Below are 20339 nucleotides of genomic sequence, written 5' to 3' on the forward strand. Positions count from 1 at the left end.
ATGAATTTTAACCTCACACAGATCCCCGAAAGGATAAAGAAACCACGCAACAGCGGTATTACCATGGTAATGGACAAAGGCCTGAGCATTCCGGAAGCGCAGAACATGATGAGCGTTGGACATCCCCACATAGATATTGTCAAGCTCGGCTTTGGAACTTCCTTTGTAACACCGAACCTGCGCGAAAAGATCGAAGTTTATAAATCGTACGACATTCCCGTTTATTTTGGAGGCACTTTGTTTGAGGCATTCCTGATCCGTAACCAGTTTAATGATTATATCAGCGTTTGTAAAGAATATGGCATTTCCTATATGGAAGTGAGCGATGGCTCTATCAATATACCGCATGCGGAAAAATGCGGGTACATTGAAAAGCTTGCTAAACATGGGACTGTGTTGAGTGAAGTGGGAAGTAAAGATGCTGCACATATTATCCCGCCTTATAAATGGATTGAACTGATGCGAGCCGAACTGAATGCCGGTTCGTCATACGTGATCGCCGAAGCTCGTGAAGCTGGTAACGTAGGTATTTACCGCGGTTCCGGTGAAGTACGAGAAGGCCTGGTTCAGGAGATCCTCACGCAAATCCCCGGTGAAAAGATCTTATGGGAAGCACCCCAGAAAGCACAGCAGTTGTACTTTATTGAACTGCTGGGTTGTAATGTGAACCTGGGTAATATTGCACCTACTGAAGTTATTCCGTTAGAAACAATGCGCATCGGCTTACGCGGCGATACGTTCAATTTGTTTTTGAACGGCAATGGATCGGCGATTAAATAATTAGCTAATGTGCTGATTAGCTAATGTGCTAATGAAATACACAAAGGCAATGTGCTAATTAGCTAATGTGCTAATGTGCTGATGAAATACACAAAGGCAATGTGCTGATTAGCTAATGTGCTGATGAATACATTCGCGAGCTCTTTCACGTTTGCCGTTTCACGATTGACGATTCACGAGGACGTTAGTGAATTAAATAATAAATGAAAGTTGCAATGAAAAAATATGGCTTGATTGGCTTTCCATTGAGCCATTCATTTTCTCAGAAATATTTTACAGAGAAGTTCCAGCGGGAAAAGATCGACGGCTGTAGGTACGAGAATTTTCCGCTGGCTTCCATTGATGAATTTCCCGCGCTTATACAACAGCAGTCCGATCTGCACGGATTGAATGTAACCATCCCATACAAGGAGAAGGTGATCCCATTTCTCACGGCCCGGAGTGAAGTGGTAAAAACCATCGGCGCCTGTAACTGTATCAAAATAGAGAACGGACAGCTTACTGGTCATAATACCGATGTAGTGGGTTTTGAAATGTCGTTACGCCCGCTGCTGCAGCCCTTTCATAAAAAAGCCCTGGTGCTGGGTACTGGCGGCGCCGCCAAAGCAGTGCAATATGTGCTGAACAAACTCGACATTGCCTTTCTCGAAGTTTCCCGTAACCCGGTCACCAGCCGGCAGATAGCTTACCATCAGATCGATGCAACGGTTATTAAAGAGCACCAGGTGATCATTAATACCAGTCCGCTAGGTATGTACCCCAACATCAATGAATGTCCGCCATTGCCGTATGAGGCGCTTACGGAAACCCATTACCTGTTCGACCTGATATATAATCCGGAGAGAACTTTGTTCCTGCAAAGAGGGGAGGAGCGGGGCGCTGCTATCAAGAACGGTCACGATATGCTGATCATTCAGGCGGAGGAGAGCTGGCGGATCTGGACAATGTGATAATGTGATAATTCGATAGTTTGATAATGGAATACAATGAATAATTAGCTAATTAGCTAATGTGCTAATGTGCTGATGAAATACAGATAAACGCTGAACGCAAAACGCTAAACGCCGAACGCTGAACGCTGAACGCAAAAGGCTGAAGGCAAAAGGCTGAAGGCAAAAGGCTGAAGGCAAAACGCCGAACGCTGAATGCAAAACGCAAAGCACTGTTAGTAAAGCTGTATTCCCTGGCATCTGGTAACTGGTAACCGGCAACCTGCATTCCCTGTAACCTGTAACTTGTATTCCCCGGCAACCGGTACCTGGTAACCGGCAACCTGTATTCCCTGTAACCTGTAACTTGTAACCCGTAACTTGCATTCCCCGGCAACCGGTACCTGGTAACCGGCAACCTGTCTTCCCCGGCAACAAATTAAGATTTCAGCTTTTCAACAACCTCACTAGGAATCGCTGCCACTTTTTTCTTCGCATAATCATAACAAACCATACCGGTTTTGGCAACGGCTACCGATTGGGTGGTATCGCCGGAACGTTTTTCCAGCTTGTAATAAAGATCAAAGGAGATCTTGCCAAGATCGCCGGCGGCCACTGATACCATCACTTCATCGCCGTAAAACAATTCGCTTTTGAATTCAATGGCTACATCGCTCATAATAAGGCCAACGCCGGCCAGGTTCAATTCGCCATAGCCCAGTTGTTTCAGGAACTGCACCCGCGCTTCATGGATCATGGAAAGGATGGTATCGTTACCTACATGATTACCATAATTGAGGTCGGTAATACGTACAGGAATGGTAGTGGAGAAGACAAACTGTTCAGGCAATTCAACTTTAATTCGGGCCATGCTTATGTAATTAATCCGTGAAACGGCAGACGGCAATCGGCAAACGGCAGACGTGAAACACCTACCTTACAATGCACTATTTTCCGTTACCTGCTACCTTTTTCAATTCAGTAATTCACTCACCTAATAACTCAATAACTTATGAACTTATATCAACCAGTCAACTACTCCTCCGCCATCAGCAGGTCTTTCAGCTCCAGGATATCTGTGAAGCTGGTGGGCGTAGGAACGAAGGAGGTCTGGTTCAGGAACTTTTCTTTCCATTCGTTGAACCTGATCTTCCACAGGCTGTTCTCCTGCATCATGAAATCAAAATAATCCTGCTGTTCCACATCCTGGTTGATGGTGTTGATGATATGGAGGAACTTCGAAGAAATGCGGGTTTGCTCTCCGTTCGGACTGGTAACAGTGATATAGCAATTGTCGGGCGATGTGATCAGTTTCTTATCCAGGATCACCTGTCCGTTCGCATCGCGGATGAGCGGTGCCTCCACGTCAGGCGGATTGATCTCGGTAAATTCTACGGCCTGCACATCGTCCATCCCGGCGTAACTGGTAGCGATGGGCTGATAGTCGTAAAAAGCAGTACGACGGGCGCCATGGCGGTTGCGATACCGTTTTGAGATTATGCTGGCATTGGCATCGCTTAGGGCCGCCAGTTGTTTTTCATTCAACCGTTGTACGCGGGGCACCGGTATTTCACCGATCTCGGTGTCTGCAGCCGGTGTTCTGTTTTGAGCGGCGGAACCTTTAGCGGTAGTGGATGAACGGGTTGATTTCGCCACAGCAGGCGGTGTGTCTACCGTATTGGTGCGGTCTAAAAAGTACCAGGCGCCAACGGTAAGTAAGACCAGTGCGGCCGCAGCCACTATGGCTTTGCGCGAATGCAGGGCAATGACCCGGCCTTCTTTTTTCGCAGGCTGTTGAGGTAAATGTGCTGCTATTTTCTCCCAGGTATCAAATGGAGGCGCTATGGAAATGTCCTGCATCTTTTTAGCCACCGATACTTCGTCTGCTTCCAATGGAGTATTTAATTGCGCCGCAATACCGGACCAAAGGTCCTGCGGAGGGGTAACAGCGAGATCAGTCAATTTTTTAGCAACGGAGATCTCATCTGCATCAAATTCCGCATTTAAACGCGCCGCAATATCGGGCCAAACGCCCGGCGGGGGCGTTACCTCCAGATTTTTCAGCGTATGTTTAATGTTCGTTGCCATATTTAACGGGTGTAGGATTTTTGCGTGTCGCTCAAATATTGGGCTATCTTTTTTTGTAAAACTGATTTGGCTCTCGCCAGTTGTGATTTGCTGGTGCCTTCACTTATGCCCAGCATATCACCTATCTCTTTATGGGAATATCCCTCTACCACATAGAGGTTAAAAACCGCTCTGTAGCCGGGGGACAATTCCTGTACAATTCTGATAATATCTTTTTCTGCCAGATTTTCCAGGGCCGAGATATCGGAGTTTTCAATCGTTCCTTCCTCTTTTTCGGTAACCATCGACAGTTTGGTCGATTTTTTCCGAAAATGTTCAATGGACGTATTGACAAACACCCGTCTTATCCAGCCTTCAAAGGAGCCTTCTGCCCTGAAATGGTGTAAATTCCGGTAAACCTTTATAAACCCTTCCTGCAGCAGATCCTGTGCATCCTCAACATTGCTGGCATATCGCAAACAAACCGCATACATTTTGGGAGAAAACCGGTGATACAGCTCTTCCTGCATACGCCTGTCCCCTGCAATGCATCCTCTTATTAAGTCGGATTCTGAAATGGTATAGTTGCTTTTCTGCTCCAAAAAATCGATCTATGTATTAAAATTATGCCTATTGTGTCTTTAATACCTCTTTTTGCAAAAATAATATAAGTTTATCAGCCGCTTTTTTGCGATGGCTTAGTTCATTCTTTTCGGCCATGGTCATTTCGGCGAAACTGCGGTTACTGCCGGTGGGTTTAAATACCGGGTCGTAACCAAAACCACCCGTACCACTGCGCTCATGGGTAATGGTTCCCTCACAAATTCCCTCAAAAAGCCATTCCTTACCTTCCCAGATAAGCGAGATCACGGTACGGAACCGGGCGCGCCGGTTGTCGGTCTTACCCAAATTGGCCAGTAATTTATCAATATTCCTGTCAAAGGCCTTGTCCTCGCCGGCATACCGGGCACTTTTAACGCCAGGTTCACCATTCAGGGCTTCCACTTCCAGGCCGGTATCTTCACTAAAGCACGACAGGCCGGTCAACCGGTGAATGGTGCGCGATTTTTCACTGGCATTGGCCTCCAGGGTGTCGTGCGGTTCCGGAATGTCGATATCAATGCCGGCCTGCTTCAAACTGATCACTTCCAGCTGGCTGCCAATAGCCGCCTGGATCTCTTCTACTTTATGTTGATTGTTGGTGGCGAATATCAGTTTCATTGTTTATACGCTTTGTCAGATAGCTAGTGGTAAGTGGGTCCTTCGCTTCGCTCAGTAGTAGCCAGTGGGGTTTCTATTCGAAACTTGCTGCTTTCCGCAGCTTTCCTGTATTCCCCCCTTGCCACTTGCCACTCACCACTCGCCTAAAGAAACATTCTCTTTAAACAATCCCACAGCTTCCTTTTTAACGATTTGGCCTGGTCTGTTTCCTGGTTCAGCTGCTGAAGCGCAGGGATGAACAGGTAAGTAGTGCCGGCATAAGGTTGTTCCTTGAATGACGGAAAGTTGATAGGCAGTTGAATTTCATCCGGTTCTACCCCAAATAGTAACAGGTATACCGGTTGTAACTGGGTTTTCAGCCTGTCAATGGCAACCGCTGCCGTGGCATGATTCACGATGGCCACATCGGCCATATTGAGTTTACAGGCACCCAGCATTTTTGTCAGGAACTGCAGATCGCTTTCCGGCACAAACACATCGTCGGGGTAGTTGACTACGATCGCGATCTGTTTCTTATTATTTCCCAATATCTTATAAGGCGGTAAGTCAGCCGGTTTTAGGGGTGTTTTTTCAATCACCAAAACAGGTTCCGGTTGGGCTGTTTTGATAACAGGTTCTGCCTGAACGGCCATCGGTTCCCGTCTGGCTACGGAGGCTGAAACTGTTTCCTGCACGGGTGTAAAGCTTTCCTGCGTCGACTGCGGTAGTTCACCCAATTCACCCGGCGCAGGCGCTATCAGCGAGTTCCGGTAAAGATCGGCAATAACAAACCCGGGTAATTTTATATTAGTTAAGCTCATTGTTCAAAAGCATTCTTAATCAAACAAATAACAGGCTGGAACCACTCGGAGTTTTACGAACACTTGTTAGTAATTAATTTGACAGCCACAAACTTTATTTGTTTATTTGCGGCTCAAAAATACTTGATTATGGTTGAAGCTTATAGTATCCCTGTTACAAAAATTGAACATAGCAGGTTACCGGGAATTACGCTCGAAAATATTCCTTTCGGAAGAACCTTTACAGATCACATGCTGGAGGCAGATTATGAAAACGGCGAATGGAAGAATGTGGAGATCAAGCCGTACCAGCCGCTGGAGATCAGTCCGTCCCTGGCTGCCCTGCATTATGGCCAGGCCATCTTTGAAGGAATCAAAGCCTATAAGAACGAGGCCGGCGAAGCGTATATTTTCAGGCCTTATGATAATTACAAACGATTTAATTTGTCGGCCGCCCGCATGGAAATGCCAGAAGTGCCTGAAGACATATTTATTGAAGGCATGCGCCAGTTGATCGCGTTAGATAAGAACTGGATCCCTGCCAAAGAAAATCATTCATTATATATCCGTCCGTTCATGTTCTCTTCCGATGAAATGATCGGCGTGCGGGCATCGGAAAAGTACAAGTTCATGATCATCCTGAGCCCGACCGGACCGTACTACAGTGCGCCCATGCGCATTTATGTAGAAGAGAAATATACGCGCGCCGCACCGGGTGGGGTAGGGTATGCGAAAGCCGCCGGTAATTACGGGGCCGCCATGTATGTTACTGCCCAGGCCAAAAAGCAGGGGTACGACCAGGTTTTATGGACAGACGTGTATGAGCACAAATATGTGCAGGAGATCGGCACTATGAATGTATTTTTTGTGATCGGTGATACCGCTGTGACGCCCGATCTGAGCGCAGGCACCATCCTGGCCGGGGTTACCCGCGACAGCGTGATGACCATCCTTGAGGAAATGGGCTTACACGTGGAAGAAAGGCCGGTGTCTGTTGATTCCCTGATCGATGCCTACAAAGCAGGCCAGCTGCGGGAAGTGTTCGGGACCGGTACGGCTGCCACGGTTTCGCTGATCCGGGAATTGAAATACAAAGATTTTGTGATGACATTTGATACCGATAAGTGGACGGTTACTCCCGAGATCAAAAGCCGCCTGGACGCCATCCGGGAAGGCAGGGACGCCGATAAGTTTGGCTGGATGTTTAAGGTGTAGGAGTGAAAAAACAGGAAAAGCCGGTTTTTTATGTTTTTCGGGATATTTTCTGGCGGAAATCACCTGTTTTTCAACTTATTTTGCACATTATTGGCTGTTAGGCACATTATCCATGAAAAATGGAGTCAATTTTTTTGGTTATAAAATTTATCCGCTTAACTTTGCCGTCCCAAAATCAAAAGGTTCAGAATGCCTACTATACAACAATTGGTAAGAAAAGGAAGAGAAATCATTAAGGCTAAAAGTAAATCCAGGGCTTTAGACTCCTGTCCTTTCCGTCGTGGTGTGTGCACCCGTGTTTATACAACCACTCCTAAAAAGCCTAACTCGGCTTTGCGTAAAGTGGCTAAAGTACGTTTAACAAACAAAGTGGAGGTAATTGCCTACATTCCCGGTGAAGGTCACAACCTGCAGGAGCACTCAATCGTGCTGGTTCGCGGTGGTCGTGTGAAAGATTTACCTGGTGTACGTTACCACATTGTTCGCGGTAGCCTGGATACTGCAGGTGTTAAAGACCGTAAACAAAGCCGTTCTAAATACGGAACCAAAAAGGAAAAGGCTAAAAAATAATTAGTAAGACGTTCTACAAATTTTTATAAATGAGGAAGACAAAAGCCAAAAAAATTCCCTTAGCACCTGATGCCAGGTATAATGATGTGATGGTAACAAGGTTTATCAACAACCTGATGTGGGAAGGAAAAAAGAATACAGCTTTCAACCTATTCTATACTGCATTGGACCGCGTTGCAAAAACAACCGGTGAAAACGGATACGAAGTATGGAAAAAAGCCCTGAACAATGTTACGCCTGCTGTAGAAGTACGCAGCCGTAGAATTGGTGGTGCTACTTTCCAGATCCCTGCCGAAGTTCGTGCTGAAAGGAAAGTATCCCTGAGCATGAAATGGCTGATCCGCTACAGCCGTGAAAGAAACGGTCGCAGCATGTCTGAAAAGTTAGCTAATGAGATCATCGCAGCCAGCAAAGGTGAAGGTGGTGCTTTCAAAAAGAAAGAAGATACGCACCGTATGGCTGAAGCTAACAAGGCTTTTGCTCACTTCCGTGTATAACACTCGTTAAGTACATCTTACCATATACGACCCCGACGCTCCCGTCGGGGTTTTTCTGTTTGCGTTTATGCCTCTTTGCTTTAATTACCTCACCATTACCTTCCCCGAAAATTCCCGCTTTCCATTCTTCTGAATACTTATAAAATAGACCCCGTTTTTAAGGCCCGGCAAGGGTATCGCTTCTGCCGTTTGTGTGAGCCGGTATTGCAATACTTTTTGTCCAACGGTGTTGAACAGCAGCAGTTGGGTGTTTTGCGGCTCTTCTTTGGTAAGCACCCATAACGAACCGGTTGAGCTAACCGGGTTCGGGAAAATGATATATCGTGTAGTGAGGAAATAATATATGCTCTGCGGATTGCTGTACGCGAAATGGCCGTTATTGAGCTCAACCTTTACGCGGTAGGTGTTTACGCCATCCACCAGTTTGGTATCGGAATACTCGAATATGATATCTGTAACCGGTTGTATGGTGTGCAAAGCCTGGTAACCAGTGCCGGTCAGTTTTTCGAATGTGATACTTTTTACGTTGAAAGTGGTGCCGATCTCGGCGTACAATGATCCGGTGTTCCCGTTCACCAGGTCGGCAAAGAATGTCTTCAGATAGCAGTCGACACCCTGTAACTGGTAATTGATGGTATAGGCTTTCAATCCTTCGCGGTCACCGATCATGGGCGCTATGGTATAATATACGGAGTTGCCTGACTGCCGAACAATGATGCTGGTGTCGGCCGATGTAACAACAGGTTCCAGGTATTTTTCGCCCAACCGGTACACCCTGTACGAGGTCGCGCCAGGAATACGGTCCCAGAACAACATGGCTGAATCGGGGCAATTGAACCCGACCTGTACCAGCGGGGTAGGGGCAATGGCGAAGGTGTCTGAAATAAAAGACTGTCCGTTAATGCTCATGCGCAGCAAAGCGGTGCCGCAGGTGTCAGGCGCCAGCCAGTAAGTACTGCCCGCGGCCAGCGGGGCTGCATCGTTGACAGGTAACCAGGTGGCGCCCTGGTTCAGACTGTATTCCAGCAGGCCGGCGGCGGTATTGAACGTGGACGACCAGCGCACCAGGTTGTTTTCACCACTTCTTACATGGTCGATCCCAAGCGGGAACTGCCATTGGAACTGATCGGCAGCATCGGTTTGCCAGGCAATATGAAATGCCTGGCTGCCGCCGGGTATGGCAGATCCTTTCACCCGGATGGTATAAGTACCTGCAACCGGGTTGAGGAGCGTGATCTGTTCAACGGGGTTCAGCGTATCTTTTTTTCGGACGGCCGGCAACAGCAGCGAGTCGAGGATTGGCGCGGGGCTCAATACCCAGGGCAGCCAAACCTGTCCGTTGCCGTTATATACCAGTTCGATGTCAAGGTCATTGATCAATGCTTTCTGCGCATTGGCGATGGCGGGAGGATCGAGCCAGCAAAGGGTTATTTTCAATTGCCGGGTATTGGCCGGAACCGGTAAGGAAAATGTTTGAACGCCACCCTGTGTTACTGAACCGGTCAAATATTGTTCATTCACCATGCCCTGCATGGCCTTCCAGGCATTCAGGCTGCCATAACCGGAGAGATAATCCGGTCCGGCGGTTCCGCGGTCATCGGCACTGTTCAGCAGCACCGCCTTTAACAATGATGCCGGCGGCAGGTTGTTGTTATGTTTTTCTTTATAGAATTGTTGAAGTAAAAGCACCGTTCCGGAAGTGTGGGCGGCTGCACCGGAGCTGCCATCTTCGCCAAAAGCCACCAGTTCAGGTTTTATGCGGCCGTCGTATGCAGGTCCGCGCGAACTGAGGTAGGCCACTGTTCCGAATGAATCGGTTGCGCCAACAGTTAGGATGTTCTTGGCCATTTTAAAGCTGCCGGTAAGATTGGCCATATTGTTTATGCCGGCATAAGGTCCGGTGCTTACCAGGTTGCCCGAATTGCCCGAAGAAAAGACATGCAGCAATCCGGGATTATTGATCAGGCTGGCATCGTAGGCAGCCGCATCGGCCCCATAATAGTTCTCGATGCCGGTTCCATACGAATGGTTTTGTACTGAAACCCGGTGCTGTTTGTAGTCATTATCGGCATCGGGTAAAAGGCTGGCGAAATTTGAAGAAATGACCGACGCGGCAGGTACAACGCCGCCGCCGGTATAATAGGAATTCTCACCGCCTGCAATGATGGTGCACATATACGAAGCGTGCGAGGAAATGAGGGCTGAGCTAAGCGGGGTAGAAATATACCGGCCTTTGAGATCGATATCTCCCGTATCGGGTTTGTTTTCCTTGACAGAAACCACCAGGTCATTACCCTTTAAGCCGGGGAACTGTTTATGCACCATGTTGATGGTGTTCAGGCTGTTATCATAAGTAGAGATGGCCAGTTCTTCATGCGGCTGGCGGGGCACATCAACGAAACGGACAAAAGGCTGCGATAATACAAGTGAGTCGATCTGCGTTCCCCGGGCAGTAACGACCAGCAGTCCGCCCGCATATTCCTGAATGATCCGTACGGAAGCTTGTTTGGTGTTGAAATAGTTTCTGGCAGAATCGATGTTGGAAGTAACGATCCAGAATACCTGTTCCTGTTTGCTGGTCAACAACTTTGTGTTGTTTTGCAGCACTGGCGACAGCTTGCGGTTCGCCGGGATAACCCTTTTCTGCGCCACTACCAGTTGTGTGGTTAACGTAAAAATAAGCAGCCAAAGCCCGGTTTGTTTCATAATACAATCTACTGAATAAATGAAAGTAAATCACAACTAATGATGGCACAAAGCAGACCTATAATAACGGAACAATAGGGACATCTCAACTAACTATCGGGGGCATCCTAAAACTACACAATTAATTTTTAATATATTCCAATAGAATCCATTTGGTTATACTATAAATGCGCTTCTTCTGCAACCCGGTTGCTTAATTATCGGGTGGATATCTGATTTATTTTCTTAAATTGAAAGTACCATTAATTTGTAAACTATTAAAACGAAACACTTATGAGAATGACTCACCTGAAGATGGCAGTTGCCGTGGCTGCCTGTGTTGTTATGTTGTTTGCCTGCCGTAAAAATGGTGCTACTGAACCCATTGCTGCTCCTTCCGATGAAGCGCTCAGTAAAATAAATGCGCTCGGTTTTAGTAATAAGAATGTAAGCATGGACGATGAAGGGAATTATGTCGTGGAAGGGGATATTTTGTTAAGCCAGGCCGAGCTGGATGCTGTGCCCGATATGCAGTTTTTGCGGGTAGGCGCTGAAGAACAGTATCGTACGTATAACCTGGTTACCCGGTTGCCACGGGTAATTACAGTAAGTATTTCTTCCAGGCTGCCATCGTCATACGTAGCCGCACTGGATGTAGCCCTGGCGAGGTACAATGCGGAAAATTTACGCATCAGCTTTCAGCGGGTAAGTTCGGGGGCTGATATTACCATTGTGAAGGGCAATGGGAACTTCCTGGCTTCTGCCGGTTTCCCAACCAGTAGCGGTGATCCCTACAGCCAGGTTAAAGTAAATTCAAATGCGTTAAGTGGTCAACCCCAGGGTACGGTGGCATCGGTGCTGGCGCATGAGCTGGGCCATTGTGTAGGATTTAGACATACCGATTATATGGACCGGTCGTATAGCTGTGGCGGTCAGCCGGTGAATGAAGGGGCGAGTACGGTGGGTGCGGTATTTATTCCGGGCACAAATCCCGATCCTGATCCCAATTCCTGGATGTTATCGTGTATAGGTTCCGGGCAGAACCGGCCATTCAATGCCAATGATAAGATTGCGCTCGGCTATCTCTACTAAAGCTGAAGGCTGAGGGCTGAAGGCTTGAACCGCAAAGTGTGGAGGCGGAGCGTGGTTAAACGATATTTCCGCCTTTAGCCTTAAGCCTTCAGCCTTTAGCCTTCAGCCTTGAGCCTTAAGCTTTCGATAAAAACTTTTCCACAATAACGGTTATACATACTGGTAATTGGGTAAAATGGTTGTGCTTCTGCAACGCAGTTGCCATTTTGCAGCATTCTGTTCAAGATAAATTTGTTTAAATTGATAGACGTTCACAGATGCAGTAACCAACCATTAAACTTAAATCTACAGTCACATGAGAAAGACTATTTTCGCACTAACTGCAGTCGTGGCAGCCTGCATGCTCACGTTATTTGCCTGCCGTAAAAATGTAAAGACCGAAAGCGATACGCCACCTCCTTCCTCCGATGTTCCCGCAGATGTACTGGCAAAAATTTACGACCTGGGTTTCAGCAACAAAAATGTAATAGCCGATGGAAACGGCAATTATATTGTCGAGGGCGACATTTTGATCAGTCAGAAGGAACTGGATGCCAAACCCGAAATGCAATTTTTACGGGTCGGGGAAGAGGAACAGTACCGTACGAATAATCTGGTTACCGGCCTGCCGCGTAACATTACCGTAAGCATGTCTTCAGCTTTGAATACCTGGTCTACCGCTTTAAATACAGCCCTTTCCCGGTACAATGCGCTGGGCCTCCGGATCACTTTTACCCGGGTTTCTTCCGGTGGCAATATCCAGATCGTGAACGGATCCGGCGGTTTCCTGGCTTCTGCCGGTTTCCCCTCCGGTGGCAATCCGTATAACCGCGTGATCCTCAATAACAGCGCTGTTTCGGGTCAGCCCCAGAACACGGTGGCCACTATTTTGGCGCATGAAATAGGCCATTGCATCGGCTTCCGCCATACCGATTATATGAACCGTTCGTACAGCTGCGGTGGTTCGCCCGTAAATGAAGGTTCTGCCGGCGTCGGCGCAGTGCTTATTCCGGGTACGCCAAGCGGTCCTGACCCTAACAGCTGGATGCTGTCGTGTATTGGTTCAGGCCAGAACCGGCCCTTTAACGCCAACGATATCACAGCTTTGAATTATTTATATTAATTTACTATTACCAGTTTGGTTACTGCAGCGGAAAGCCCTGTAAATCACGCAGGGCTTTCTTTTTACCCACCAGAGGACATTTTATTTTTACCCTTGCCTATAAGAAATTCGTTAGAATTTTTCATACCTTTGCCCGCTCATTTTCAGGGCATTTTTCCCTGGAACATTAAAAAGAAAATTTAACAAAGTCATGGCAGACTTACGATTACAAAGAAACTTTGGAATTGCGGCACATATTGATGCCGGTAAAACAACTACTACGGAGCGTATTTTGCGCTATACCGGTATGATCCATAAAATAGGAGAGGTGCATGATGGAGCGGCTACCACCGACTGGATGGAACAGGAAAAAGAAAGAGGTATCACCATCACATCTGCTGCGGTGAGCTGTCAATGGAATTTCCCTACCGTAAAAGGTAAGGCAGATGCCAATACTAAAAAATACTATTTCAACATCATCGATACTCCTGGACACGTTGACTTCACCGTAGAGGTGGAGCGTTCTATGCGTGTACTGGATGGTCTGATCGCCCTGTTCTCTGCCGTTGACGGTGTTGAGCCACAGTCTGAGACCGTTTGGCGCCAGGCTAACCGCTATAAAGTTCCCCGTATCGGTTTCGTAAATAAAATGGACCGTTCCGGCGCTGACTTCCTGATGGTGGTTAAACAGGTTAAGGAAATGCTGGGTGCAAAAGCAGTTCCCCTGCAGTTACCCATCGGCGCTGAAGATGATTTCAAAGGCGTGGTTGACCTCATCAAAATGAAAGGTATCATCTGGCACATGGAAACAGAAGGTATGACCTTCGATGAGATCCCTGTACCAGACAATATGATTGAAGAAGTGAACGAATGGAGACAAAACCTCATCGAAGCGGTTGCCGAATACGACGACAAGCTGATGGAGAAATTCTTCGAAGATCCTAATTCGATCACGGAAGACGAAGTACACGAAGCTATCCGCAAAGCAACGATCGATCTGAGCATCGTTCCGATGATGTGCGGTTCTTCATTCAAGAATAAAGGCGTACAAACTGCCCTGGATGCCGTTTGCCGTTACCTGCCTTCACCGGTTGATATCGAAGATACAGTAGGTACCAACCCTGAAACAGGCGAGCCTGAAGTTCGTAAGGCCGATCCTAAAGCGCCTTTCGCAGCCCTGGCTTTCAAGATCATGACCGACCCGTTCGTAGGTCGTCTGGCCTTCTTCCGCTGTTACAGCGGCCACCTCGATGCCGGTTCGTATGTGAAGAACATGCGCAGTGGCAAGAACGAGCGTATCAGCCGTATCATGAAGATGTTCGCCAACAAACAAAACCCCATCGATTTCATCGAAGCCGGTGATATCGGTGCGGCAGTAGGTTTCAAGGAGATCAAGACCGGTGATACCCTTTGCGATGAGAATCATCCGATCGTTCTGGAGAACATGTTCATCCCGGAGCCGGTGATCGCGATCGCCGTTGAGCCTAAAACACAGGCCGACGTTGATAAAATGGGTATGGCTATCGCCAAACTGGTAGAAGAAGATCCTACCTTACGTGTAAATACCGATGAAGATACCGGTCAAACCATCCTGCGTGGTATGGGTGAGCTGCACCTGGAGATCATCATCGATCGTATGAGACGCGAATTCAAAGTAGAAGTTAACCAGGGCGCTCCCCAGGTTGCGTATAAAGAAGCTTTCAGAAAAACTGTTGAGCATCGCGAGATCCTGAAAAAACAAACCGGTGGTCGCGGTAAATTCGCCGACATCGTATTTGAGATCGGACCCGCTGATGAAGAGTGGCTGAAAGAAAATCCTGATAAGGGCTTCCAGTTCGTGAATGATATCTTTGGTGGATCTATCCCCCGCGAGTTCATTCAGCCTATTCAGAAAGGTTTTGAAGCAGCTATGGGTACCGGTGTTCTCGCCAGCTATCCTGTCGAGAACATGAAGGTCCGGATATTCGACGGTAGCTTCCACCAGGTTGACTCTGATGCTATGTCGTTCGAGTTGTGCGCCAAGAGCGGTTTCCGTGAGGCTGGCCGTAAAGCACAACCCGTATTACTGGAACCTATCATGAAAGTGGAAGTAATTACACCTGAACAATACATGGGTGATGTTACCGGTGACCTTAACCGTCGTCGTGGTATGCTGGAAGGCATGGACAGCCGCGGTGGTGCACAGGTGATCAAAGCGAAAGTGCCGCTGAGCGAAATGTTCGGTTACGTAACGCAGTTGCGTAGCTTGTCATCCGGCCGCGCTACCAGCACCATGGAGTTCAGCCACTATTCACCTGCGCCTAACAACATCGCTGAAGAAGTGATCGCCAAGGTGAAAGGTAAAGTGAAGGTTGACTAATTGAGTTCTCATATCTCTTAATATAGAGCCCTTCCGCGAAGAGCGGAGGGGCTTTTTTTTATGGCCTTACAGCAGCGCCGCGCCTTTCCCTTACCGCCTTTCCGACACAAAACGATTTTATTTGCGGTATCAATTGTTTGCCTGTTATGTCTTAATTTCCTGCCCCAAATAGAATCCGCATGTCATGTAAATCTATACCAGCCATTAAATGGTTAATTACGATACTCATTGTATTTGTACCTGCTGTACTGTTTGCCCAGGGGGCTATCAAATGGACAAAAAACGGTAATGCCTATTATCGTTTTGAAGAGGGTGAACTGGGTATGTACACACTGCCTCAACAATCAAAAGCCATAGTGCTTTCAAAAAAACAGCTGACCCCCGAAGGAAAAACTACACCGCTGAATGTAAAGGGTTTTGGTTTTTCAGCCGACGAAAAAAAAGTACTGCTCTTCACCAATACCAAAAAAGTGTGGCGACTGAATACCCGGGGCGATTACTGGGTCTTTGATATGAATACCGGTACATTAAAACAGCTGGGTAAGAACCGGCCCGCCGCTTCCCTGATGTTTGCCAAATTCTCACCCGATGGCACTAAAGCAGCCTATGTAAGCGAATACAATCTGTATGTTGAAGACCTTGCCAGTGGTGAGCAAACACAACTTACGCAGGACGGCAACCGCAAATTCATCAATGGTACCTTCGACTGGGTCTATGAAGAAGAGTTCTTTTGCCGGGATGGTTTTCGGTGGAGTCCAGACAGCAAACACATCGCTTACTGGCAGATCGATGCCCGCAAAACCAGGGACTACCTGATGGTGAATAACACCGATTCTATTTATCCCTTCGCCGTTCCGGTTGAATACCCGGTTGCCGGTGAACCGCCTTCCCCCTTTAAGATCGGTGTGGTGAATATTGCTACTGCCAAAACCCAATGGATGGATATTCCAACCGACCCGGTATTGCAAAGTTATGCGCCCCGCATGGAATGGGCTGCCAACAGCAACGAACTGATAGTACAACATATGAATCGCCACCAGAACCAGAGCGACCTGAGGTTGTGTAATGCGCAAACGGGTGCTTCGCAGGTGATTTATACAGAGAAGGATTCAGCGTGGATCGACATCCTGCCTACCTGGGACAACGATTATACCATGGGCGGATGGGACTGGATCAATGGCGGCAAAGAGTTTATCTGGCCTTCGGAAAAAGATGGCTGGCGGCATTTATACCGCATTACCCGCGATGGAAAAAAAGAAGTACGCATCACTAACGGCAATTACGATGTGATGGAGATATCGGGTATCGATGAAAAGAATGGCTATGTGTATTTTATGGCATCGCCCAATAACGCTACCCAGAAATACCTGTACCGCACCAAACTCACCGGCAAAGGAACACCCGAACGCGTATCACCGGCCGGCCAGGAAGGCACGCATGAGTATTCCCTGTCACCGGCCGCTACCTATGCCCGGCATGTGTTTTCCAACTACTTTACCAGCTATACCGACGAATGGGTCTCGCTCCCGGACCATAAAAGTTTGAATGGCGCCAGTAAGATCAATGAAGCCATTGCAAAGGCCGATAAAAGCACCGGCATTGAATTCTTCAAAATAAAAACAACAGATGGTGTAGAAATGGACGGCTGGTTGGTAAAACCCAAAAACTTCGACAGCACTAAAAAGTATCCCGTCGTATTTTATGTTTATACCGAACCCTGGGGGCAGAACGTGAAAGACCAGTTTGGAATAACAGATAATTTCCTGTACAAAGGCGACATGGCGGCTGACGGGTATATCTATATTTCTATTGATAACCGCGGAACGCCTGTGCCCAAAGGACGTAACTGGCGCAAAGTGATCTATCGCAATATTGGCAGGGTGAACATCCGCGACCAGGCAATGGCCGCCAAAGAAGTTTGCAAATGGCCGTTTGTTGATACGTCACGTATTGCCGTATGGGGCTGGAGCGGGGGCGGATCGGCTACGCTGAACCTGTTGTTCCAGTATCCGGAGATCTATAAAACCGGTATCTCCGTGGCTGCTGTAGGCAGCATCTTTACGTATGACAACATTTACCAGGAACGCTACATGGGACTGCCCCAGGAAAATGCGGAAGATTATATCCAGGGTTCACCTATCACCCACGCCAAAAATTTAAAAGGTAACCTGTTGTATATCCATGGCAGCGGCGACGACAATGTGCATTACCAGAACGCAGAATTGTTATTGAATGAACTGATCAAATACAATAAACAGTTCCGGTTTATGAGTTATCCCAACCGCACGCACAGCATTTCAGAAGGAGAGGGAACATTTGAACACCTGAGCACTTTGTTCACGAATTACCTGAAGCAACATTGTGAACCGGGTGGAAGATAGTGTTAGGAGAAGGGTGTTTGTGAAACTGGTTCATGATTATGCTGCTAATTTTTTATATGAAATAAGATTAATACCAGGTATTAAATCTTTGCAATTTGAGGGATCATTAACAGTTGCGGCTGACCGTTTCAGTTAACTTGTGAGAAAAAGCGCCATGATCAGAACTCTACCTCTGCTTGCCTTATTCCCGTTTTGTATTTCATGTTCTTATTATCAGTATTCCACCGTCAGCAGTGATCGCTTAACCAAAAACGATAAAAACGAATTTGTGCTCGAGAACGACACGCTGCGCCTGGTATATAATTTCTGTGGCAGGAACGCTCCGGTGAACATCACCATTCAAAACAAATTGCAGGTACCTGTATATATCGACTGGCAGCGGTCGGCCCTGGTCCTGAATGACAAGACGGTCACTTATGCACCAAACGAGCTGAAGATCGACGGCAGCTACCGAGGTGGTTCCTATAACTTCGGCAGGAGCGGTTATGGCGTTAATAGTGGGCATATCCAGGCCAGTGCCAGCCTGCCGCCAACGGTTGATTTTATTCCGCCAACGGCCTTTTTAACGAAGAATCCACTGGTCATCACCAACAGGTATATCGATTCTATACCTGAAACAGCCTTTAAACGTACCAAATACGCTCCTGTGGAAGGATTGAGCGTGACGGTAAACAGGGCCGCGTTCACCAAAGAAACGTCGCCACTGCGGTTCAGGAGCTTTTTAACCTATATGGTGGGGGAGCCCACGGCCAGACCGCAGTCTATTGAACACTCTTTTTATGTCTCCGAGATGATGAATACCTTCACCGGACCCGGTACCATGCTGATCAACAAAGACCGCCTGGGGAACCAGTTTTATGTGAGTAAGTCTACCGGGGCGGGTACCGCTTTGGGGGTCATTGCTGGTGCGGCGGCAGTGGCGGTGGTTGCCACCCAGGTGAGTGATAAATAGGGCGAAAGGCTGAAGGCGGAAGGCTGAAGGCGGAGGTCTGAGGTCGGATGTCGGAAGTCGGAAGTCGGAAGACGGAGGTCTGAGGTCGGAAGTCTGAGGCAGGAAAATCAGAAATCAATAAATCAGAAATCAGAAATTTTACTTCGGGGCTGAGGCAAAAAGCAGAAAAAAGTCCTTTTTAGTGAACTTTTTCCCCTTTTTGAGCAAAATTTTTCGATAATTCTTTTGCACAGTAAATAACAACCCCTACCTTTGCATCCCCATTGGAAAAATTGGGTTTTGCAATATGTCTCAGCGAATCAGAATAAAATTACAGTCTTACGATCACAATCTGGTAGACAAATCTGCCGAAAAGATCGTAAAAACCGTTCGCAGCACTGGCGCTGTGGTAACAGGTCCAATTCCTTTACCTACACGTAAAAAGATATTTACCGTATTGCGTTCACCCCACGTGAATAAGAAAAGCCGTGAGCAGTTCCAGTTGTGCACGCATAAGCGGTTATTAGATATTTATACATCTAGCAGCCGTACGGTAGATGCGCTGAGTAAGCTTGACTTACCCAGTGGTGTTGAAGTAGAGATCAAAGCTTGATAAGCATTGTATGAACCCTGTCAGGGTTCTAAAAATCCTGACAGGGTTTTTTCATAAAGTTCTTTCCATCCCATCTGTAAACTTTGTTTCCGCTGAAGAAGGCGGGCAGATAAAACAGCGCTGGGTGTAAAAAGCCGTGAACAGGAAAGTGAGCATTGAGGTGTTTGCGTTTCACGCTTAAAAGAGATTATAAAAATTTTAAAATATGAACTAGCCCTTCGAGGTTAGTTTACTGTTGGTACTTCTATCACTCGCCGTAGCTTTAGCGAAGGCGGGCATCCGGAAAGGATGACGAAGCTTAACAGCGGTGGCACGAGGCCACCTTCGCTAAAGCTTCGGTGGCTAACAGAAAAGGTCAACAGCAAACGGAGATTGAAGTTGCTCATGGTTGTGTGCCCGTCCGCCGCCTGGTGGATGCGCCGCTTCAGAACCCCCTGGTTCTGCAATCATTATCGCAAATGTCTCTTCAACCACGAGGGCACAAACCGAACAACGATGAAAGGAATCATTGGTAAAAAGATCGGGATGACCAGCATCTTCAGTCAGGATGGCAAGCAAACAGCCTGCACCATCATTGAAGCAGGTCCCTGTATTGTGACCCAGGTAAAAACTACCGAAACAGATGGTTACAACGCCATCCAGTTAGCTTACGGTGATAAGAACGAAAAGCACACTATCGCTGCAGAAAAAAATCACTTCGCAAAGGCCAATACAGCCGCTAAGAAATTTGTTAAGGAATTCCGCAATTATTTTACTGAAAAGAATTTAGGTGATGCTATCACTGTTGACATTTTCGCTGAAGGCGAAAAAGTTGACGTTGTCGGCACTACAAAAGGTAAAGGTTTTCAGGGTGTTGTTAAACGTCACGGATTTAGTGGTGTGGGTGAACAAAGCCACGGCCAGCACGACCGTCAGCGCGCTCCGGGTTCAATTGGTAACTCGTCAGATGCCTCCCGCGTATTCAAAGGTATGCGTATGGCCGGCCGCATGGGTAACGATCGCGTGAAAGTAAAAAGCCTGAAGATCCTGAAAGTATTCCCTGACAAGAATTACATCCTGGTGAACGGTTCTGTTCCCGGCCACAATGGCGCGATAGTTTACATTCAAAAATAATTTTGTTATTGCAGATTTATCCCGGC

General features: G+C 47.4%; 18 protein-coding genes. 12 read left to right on the top strand and 6 right to left on the bottom strand.

Translation table 11 applies throughout. The features are described from left to right. Both JUB15_RS14320 and JUB15_RS14325 read left to right on the top strand, forming a co-directional pair. Complete coding sequence (locus tag JUB15_RS14320; RefSeq protein ID WP_207513187.1) at nucleotides 1-780, top strand: phosphosulfolactate synthase; 780 nt, start codon at nucleotides 1-3, stop codon at nucleotides 778-780. Nucleotides 781-995: 215 nt separating this feature from the next. Further along, on the top strand, nucleotides 996-1730 hold the full coding sequence (locus JUB15_RS14325) for a shikimate dehydrogenase family protein (protein ID WP_207513188.1): 735 nt from the start codon (nucleotides 996-998) through the stop codon (nucleotides 1728-1730). 418 nt (nucleotides 1731-2148) lie between these two features. Here JUB15_RS14325 and JUB15_RS14330 read toward each other — a convergent pair whose 3' ends face one another. The 5 genes from JUB15_RS14330 to JUB15_RS14350 form a co-directional block, all read right to left on the bottom strand. Next, nucleotides 2149-2580 carry an acyl-CoA thioesterase gene (locus JUB15_RS14330; protein WP_207513189.1) on the bottom strand — a complete coding sequence of 144 codons (432 nt, stop codon included), beginning with the start codon at nucleotides 2578-2580 and terminating at the stop codon, nucleotides 2149-2151. Nucleotides 2581-2744: 164 nt separating this feature from the next. After that, nucleotides 2745-3797 (bottom strand): hypothetical protein, encoded by a 1053-nt coding sequence (locus JUB15_RS14335; protein ID WP_207513190.1) that lies wholly within the window; start codon nucleotides 3795-3797, stop codon nucleotides 2745-2747. A 2-nt stretch (nucleotides 3798-3799) separates the two neighbouring features. Next, complete coding sequence (locus JUB15_RS14340; protein WP_207513191.1) at nucleotides 3800-4378, bottom strand: RNA polymerase sigma factor; 579 nt, start codon at nucleotides 4376-4378, stop codon at nucleotides 3800-3802. 28 nt (nucleotides 4379-4406) lie between these two features. After that, the gene (gene rdgB / locus JUB15_RS14345; RefSeq protein WP_207513192.1) at nucleotides 4407-4997 is read right to left on the bottom strand and encodes an RdgB/HAM1 family non-canonical purine NTP pyrophosphatase; all 591 of its coding nucleotides are present in this window, start codon (nucleotides 4995-4997) and stop codon (nucleotides 4407-4409) included. A 143-nt stretch (nucleotides 4998-5140) separates the two neighbouring features. Next, nucleotides 5141-5797, bottom strand: coding sequence for a hypothetical protein (locus JUB15_RS14350; protein ID WP_207513193.1), 657 nt, complete (start codon nucleotides 5795-5797; stop codon nucleotides 5141-5143). 129 nt (nucleotides 5798-5926) lie between these two features. On the opposite strand from JUB15_RS14350, the gene JUB15_RS14355 reads away from it, so the two are divergent. From JUB15_RS14355 to rpsG, 3 genes are all read left to right on the top strand, one after another. Continuing rightward, entirely contained in the window at nucleotides 5927-6991 is a 1065-nt protein-coding gene (locus JUB15_RS14355; protein ID WP_207513194.1) for a branched-chain amino acid aminotransferase, read from the top strand. Nucleotides 6992-7180: 189 nt separating this feature from the next. Then, nucleotides 7181-7561: a 30S ribosomal protein S12 gene (rpsL, locus tag JUB15_RS14360; protein ID WP_014220863.1), complete on the top strand. Its 381-nt coding sequence runs from the start codon at nucleotides 7181-7183 to the stop codon at nucleotides 7559-7561. A 29-nt stretch (nucleotides 7562-7590) separates the two neighbouring features. Further along, nucleotides 7591-8058 (top strand): 30S ribosomal protein S7, encoded by a 468-nt coding sequence (rpsG, locus tag JUB15_RS14365; RefSeq protein ID WP_205513132.1) that lies wholly within the window; start codon nucleotides 7591-7593, stop codon nucleotides 8056-8058. 84 nt (nucleotides 8059-8142) lie between these two features. On the opposite strand, the gene JUB15_RS14370 is transcribed toward rpsG, so the two are convergent. Beyond that, entirely contained in the window at nucleotides 8143-10764 is a 2622-nt protein-coding gene (locus tag JUB15_RS14370) for a S8 family peptidase (RefSeq protein WP_207513195.1), read from the bottom strand. Between the two features lie 273 nt (nucleotides 10765-11037). Between JUB15_RS14370 and JUB15_RS14375 the strand changes: the two genes are divergently transcribed. The 7 genes from JUB15_RS14375 (at nucleotide 11038) to rplC (ending at nucleotide 20313) form a co-directional block, all read left to right on the top strand. Further along, the gene (locus tag JUB15_RS14375) at nucleotides 11038-11835 is read left to right on the top strand and encodes a M57 family metalloprotease (RefSeq protein ID WP_207513196.1); all 798 of its coding nucleotides are present in this window, start codon (nucleotides 11038-11040) and stop codon (nucleotides 11833-11835) included. A gap of 295 nt (nucleotides 11836-12130) precedes the next feature. Then, a complete protein-coding gene (locus JUB15_RS14380) occupies nucleotides 12131-12937 on the top strand; it encodes a M57 family metalloprotease (protein WP_207513197.1) in 807 nt (268 codons plus the stop codon). Nucleotides 12938-13127: 190 nt separating this feature from the next. Next, nucleotides 13128-15275: an elongation factor G gene (gene fusA, locus JUB15_RS14385; RefSeq protein ID WP_207513198.1), complete on the top strand. Its 2148-nt coding sequence runs from the start codon at nucleotides 13128-13130 to the stop codon at nucleotides 15273-15275. 179 nt (nucleotides 15276-15454) lie between these two features. Continuing rightward, complete coding sequence (locus tag JUB15_RS14390; RefSeq protein ID WP_242696349.1) at nucleotides 15455-17656, top strand: S9 family peptidase; 2202 nt, start codon at nucleotides 15455-15457, stop codon at nucleotides 17654-17656. Between the two features lie 154 nt (nucleotides 17657-17810). Continuing rightward, a complete protein-coding gene (locus JUB15_RS14395; protein ID WP_207513199.1) occupies nucleotides 17811-18608 on the top strand; it encodes a hypothetical protein in 798 nt (265 codons plus the stop codon). Nucleotides 18609-18894: 286 nt separating this feature from the next. Next, nucleotides 18895-19200 carry a 30S ribosomal protein S10 gene (gene rpsJ / locus JUB15_RS14400; RefSeq protein ID WP_014220852.1) on the top strand — a complete coding sequence of 102 codons (306 nt, stop codon included), beginning with the start codon at nucleotides 18895-18897 and terminating at the stop codon, nucleotides 19198-19200. A gap of 495 nt (nucleotides 19201-19695) precedes the next feature. After that, a complete protein-coding gene (rplC, locus tag JUB15_RS14405) occupies nucleotides 19696-20313 on the top strand; it encodes a 50S ribosomal protein L3 (protein ID WP_207513200.1) in 618 nt (205 codons plus the stop codon). Nucleotides 20314-20339: the final 26 nt, after the last annotated feature.

The organism is Longitalea luteola, assembly GCF_017356035.1.
Lineage (GTDB): Bacteria > Bacteroidota > Bacteroidia > Chitinophagales > Chitinophagaceae > Niastella > Niastella luteola.

Coding starts and splice junctions, on each gene's coding strand:
- JUB15_RS14320 (WP_207513187.1), top strand. CDS start 1: ATGAATTTTAACCTCACACAGATCCCCGAAAGGATAAAGAAACCACGC.
- JUB15_RS14325 (WP_207513188.1), top strand. CDS start 996: ATGAAAAAATATGGCTTGATTGGCTTTCCATTGAGCCATTCATTTTCT.
- JUB15_RS14330 (WP_207513189.1), bottom strand. CDS start 2,580: ATGGCCCGAATTAAAGTTGAATTGCCTGAACAGTTTGTCTTCTCCACT.
- JUB15_RS14335 (WP_207513190.1), bottom strand. CDS start 3,797: ATGGCAACGAACATTAAACATACGCTGAAAAATCTGGAGGTAACGCCC.
- rdgB (WP_207513192.1), bottom strand. CDS start 4,997: ATGAAACTGATATTCGCCACCAACAATCAACATAAAGTAGAAGAGATC.
- JUB15_RS14350 (WP_207513193.1), bottom strand. CDS start 5,797: ATGAGCTTAACTAATATAAAATTACCCGGGTTTGTTATTGCCGATCTT.
- JUB15_RS14355 (WP_207513194.1), top strand. CDS start 5,927: ATGGTTGAAGCTTATAGTATCCCTGTTACAAAAATTGAACATAGCAGG.
- rpsL (WP_014220863.1), top strand. CDS start 7,181: ATGCCTACTATACAACAATTGGTAAGAAAAGGAAGAGAAATCATTAAG.
- rpsG (WP_205513132.1), top strand. CDS start 7,591: ATGAGGAAGACAAAAGCCAAAAAAATTCCCTTAGCACCTGATGCCAGG.
- JUB15_RS14370 (WP_207513195.1), bottom strand. CDS start 10,764: ATGAAACAAACCGGGCTTTGGCTGCTTATTTTTACGTTAACCACACAA.
- JUB15_RS14375 (WP_207513196.1), top strand. CDS start 11,038: ATGAGAATGACTCACCTGAAGATGGCAGTTGCCGTGGCTGCCTGTGTT.
- JUB15_RS14380 (WP_207513197.1), top strand. CDS start 12,131: ATGAGAAAGACTATTTTCGCACTAACTGCAGTCGTGGCAGCCTGCATG.
- fusA (WP_207513198.1), top strand. CDS start 13,128: ATGGCAGACTTACGATTACAAAGAAACTTTGGAATTGCGGCACATATT.
- JUB15_RS14390 (WP_242696349.1), top strand. CDS start 15,455: ATGTCATGTAAATCTATACCAGCCATTAAATGGTTAATTACGATACTC.
- JUB15_RS14395 (WP_207513199.1), top strand. CDS start 17,811: ATGATCAGAACTCTACCTCTGCTTGCCTTATTCCCGTTTTGTATTTCA.
- rpsJ (WP_014220852.1), top strand. CDS start 18,895: ATGTCTCAGCGAATCAGAATAAAATTACAGTCTTACGATCACAATCTG.
- rplC (WP_207513200.1), top strand. CDS start 19,696: ATGAAAGGAATCATTGGTAAAAAGATCGGGATGACCAGCATCTTCAGT.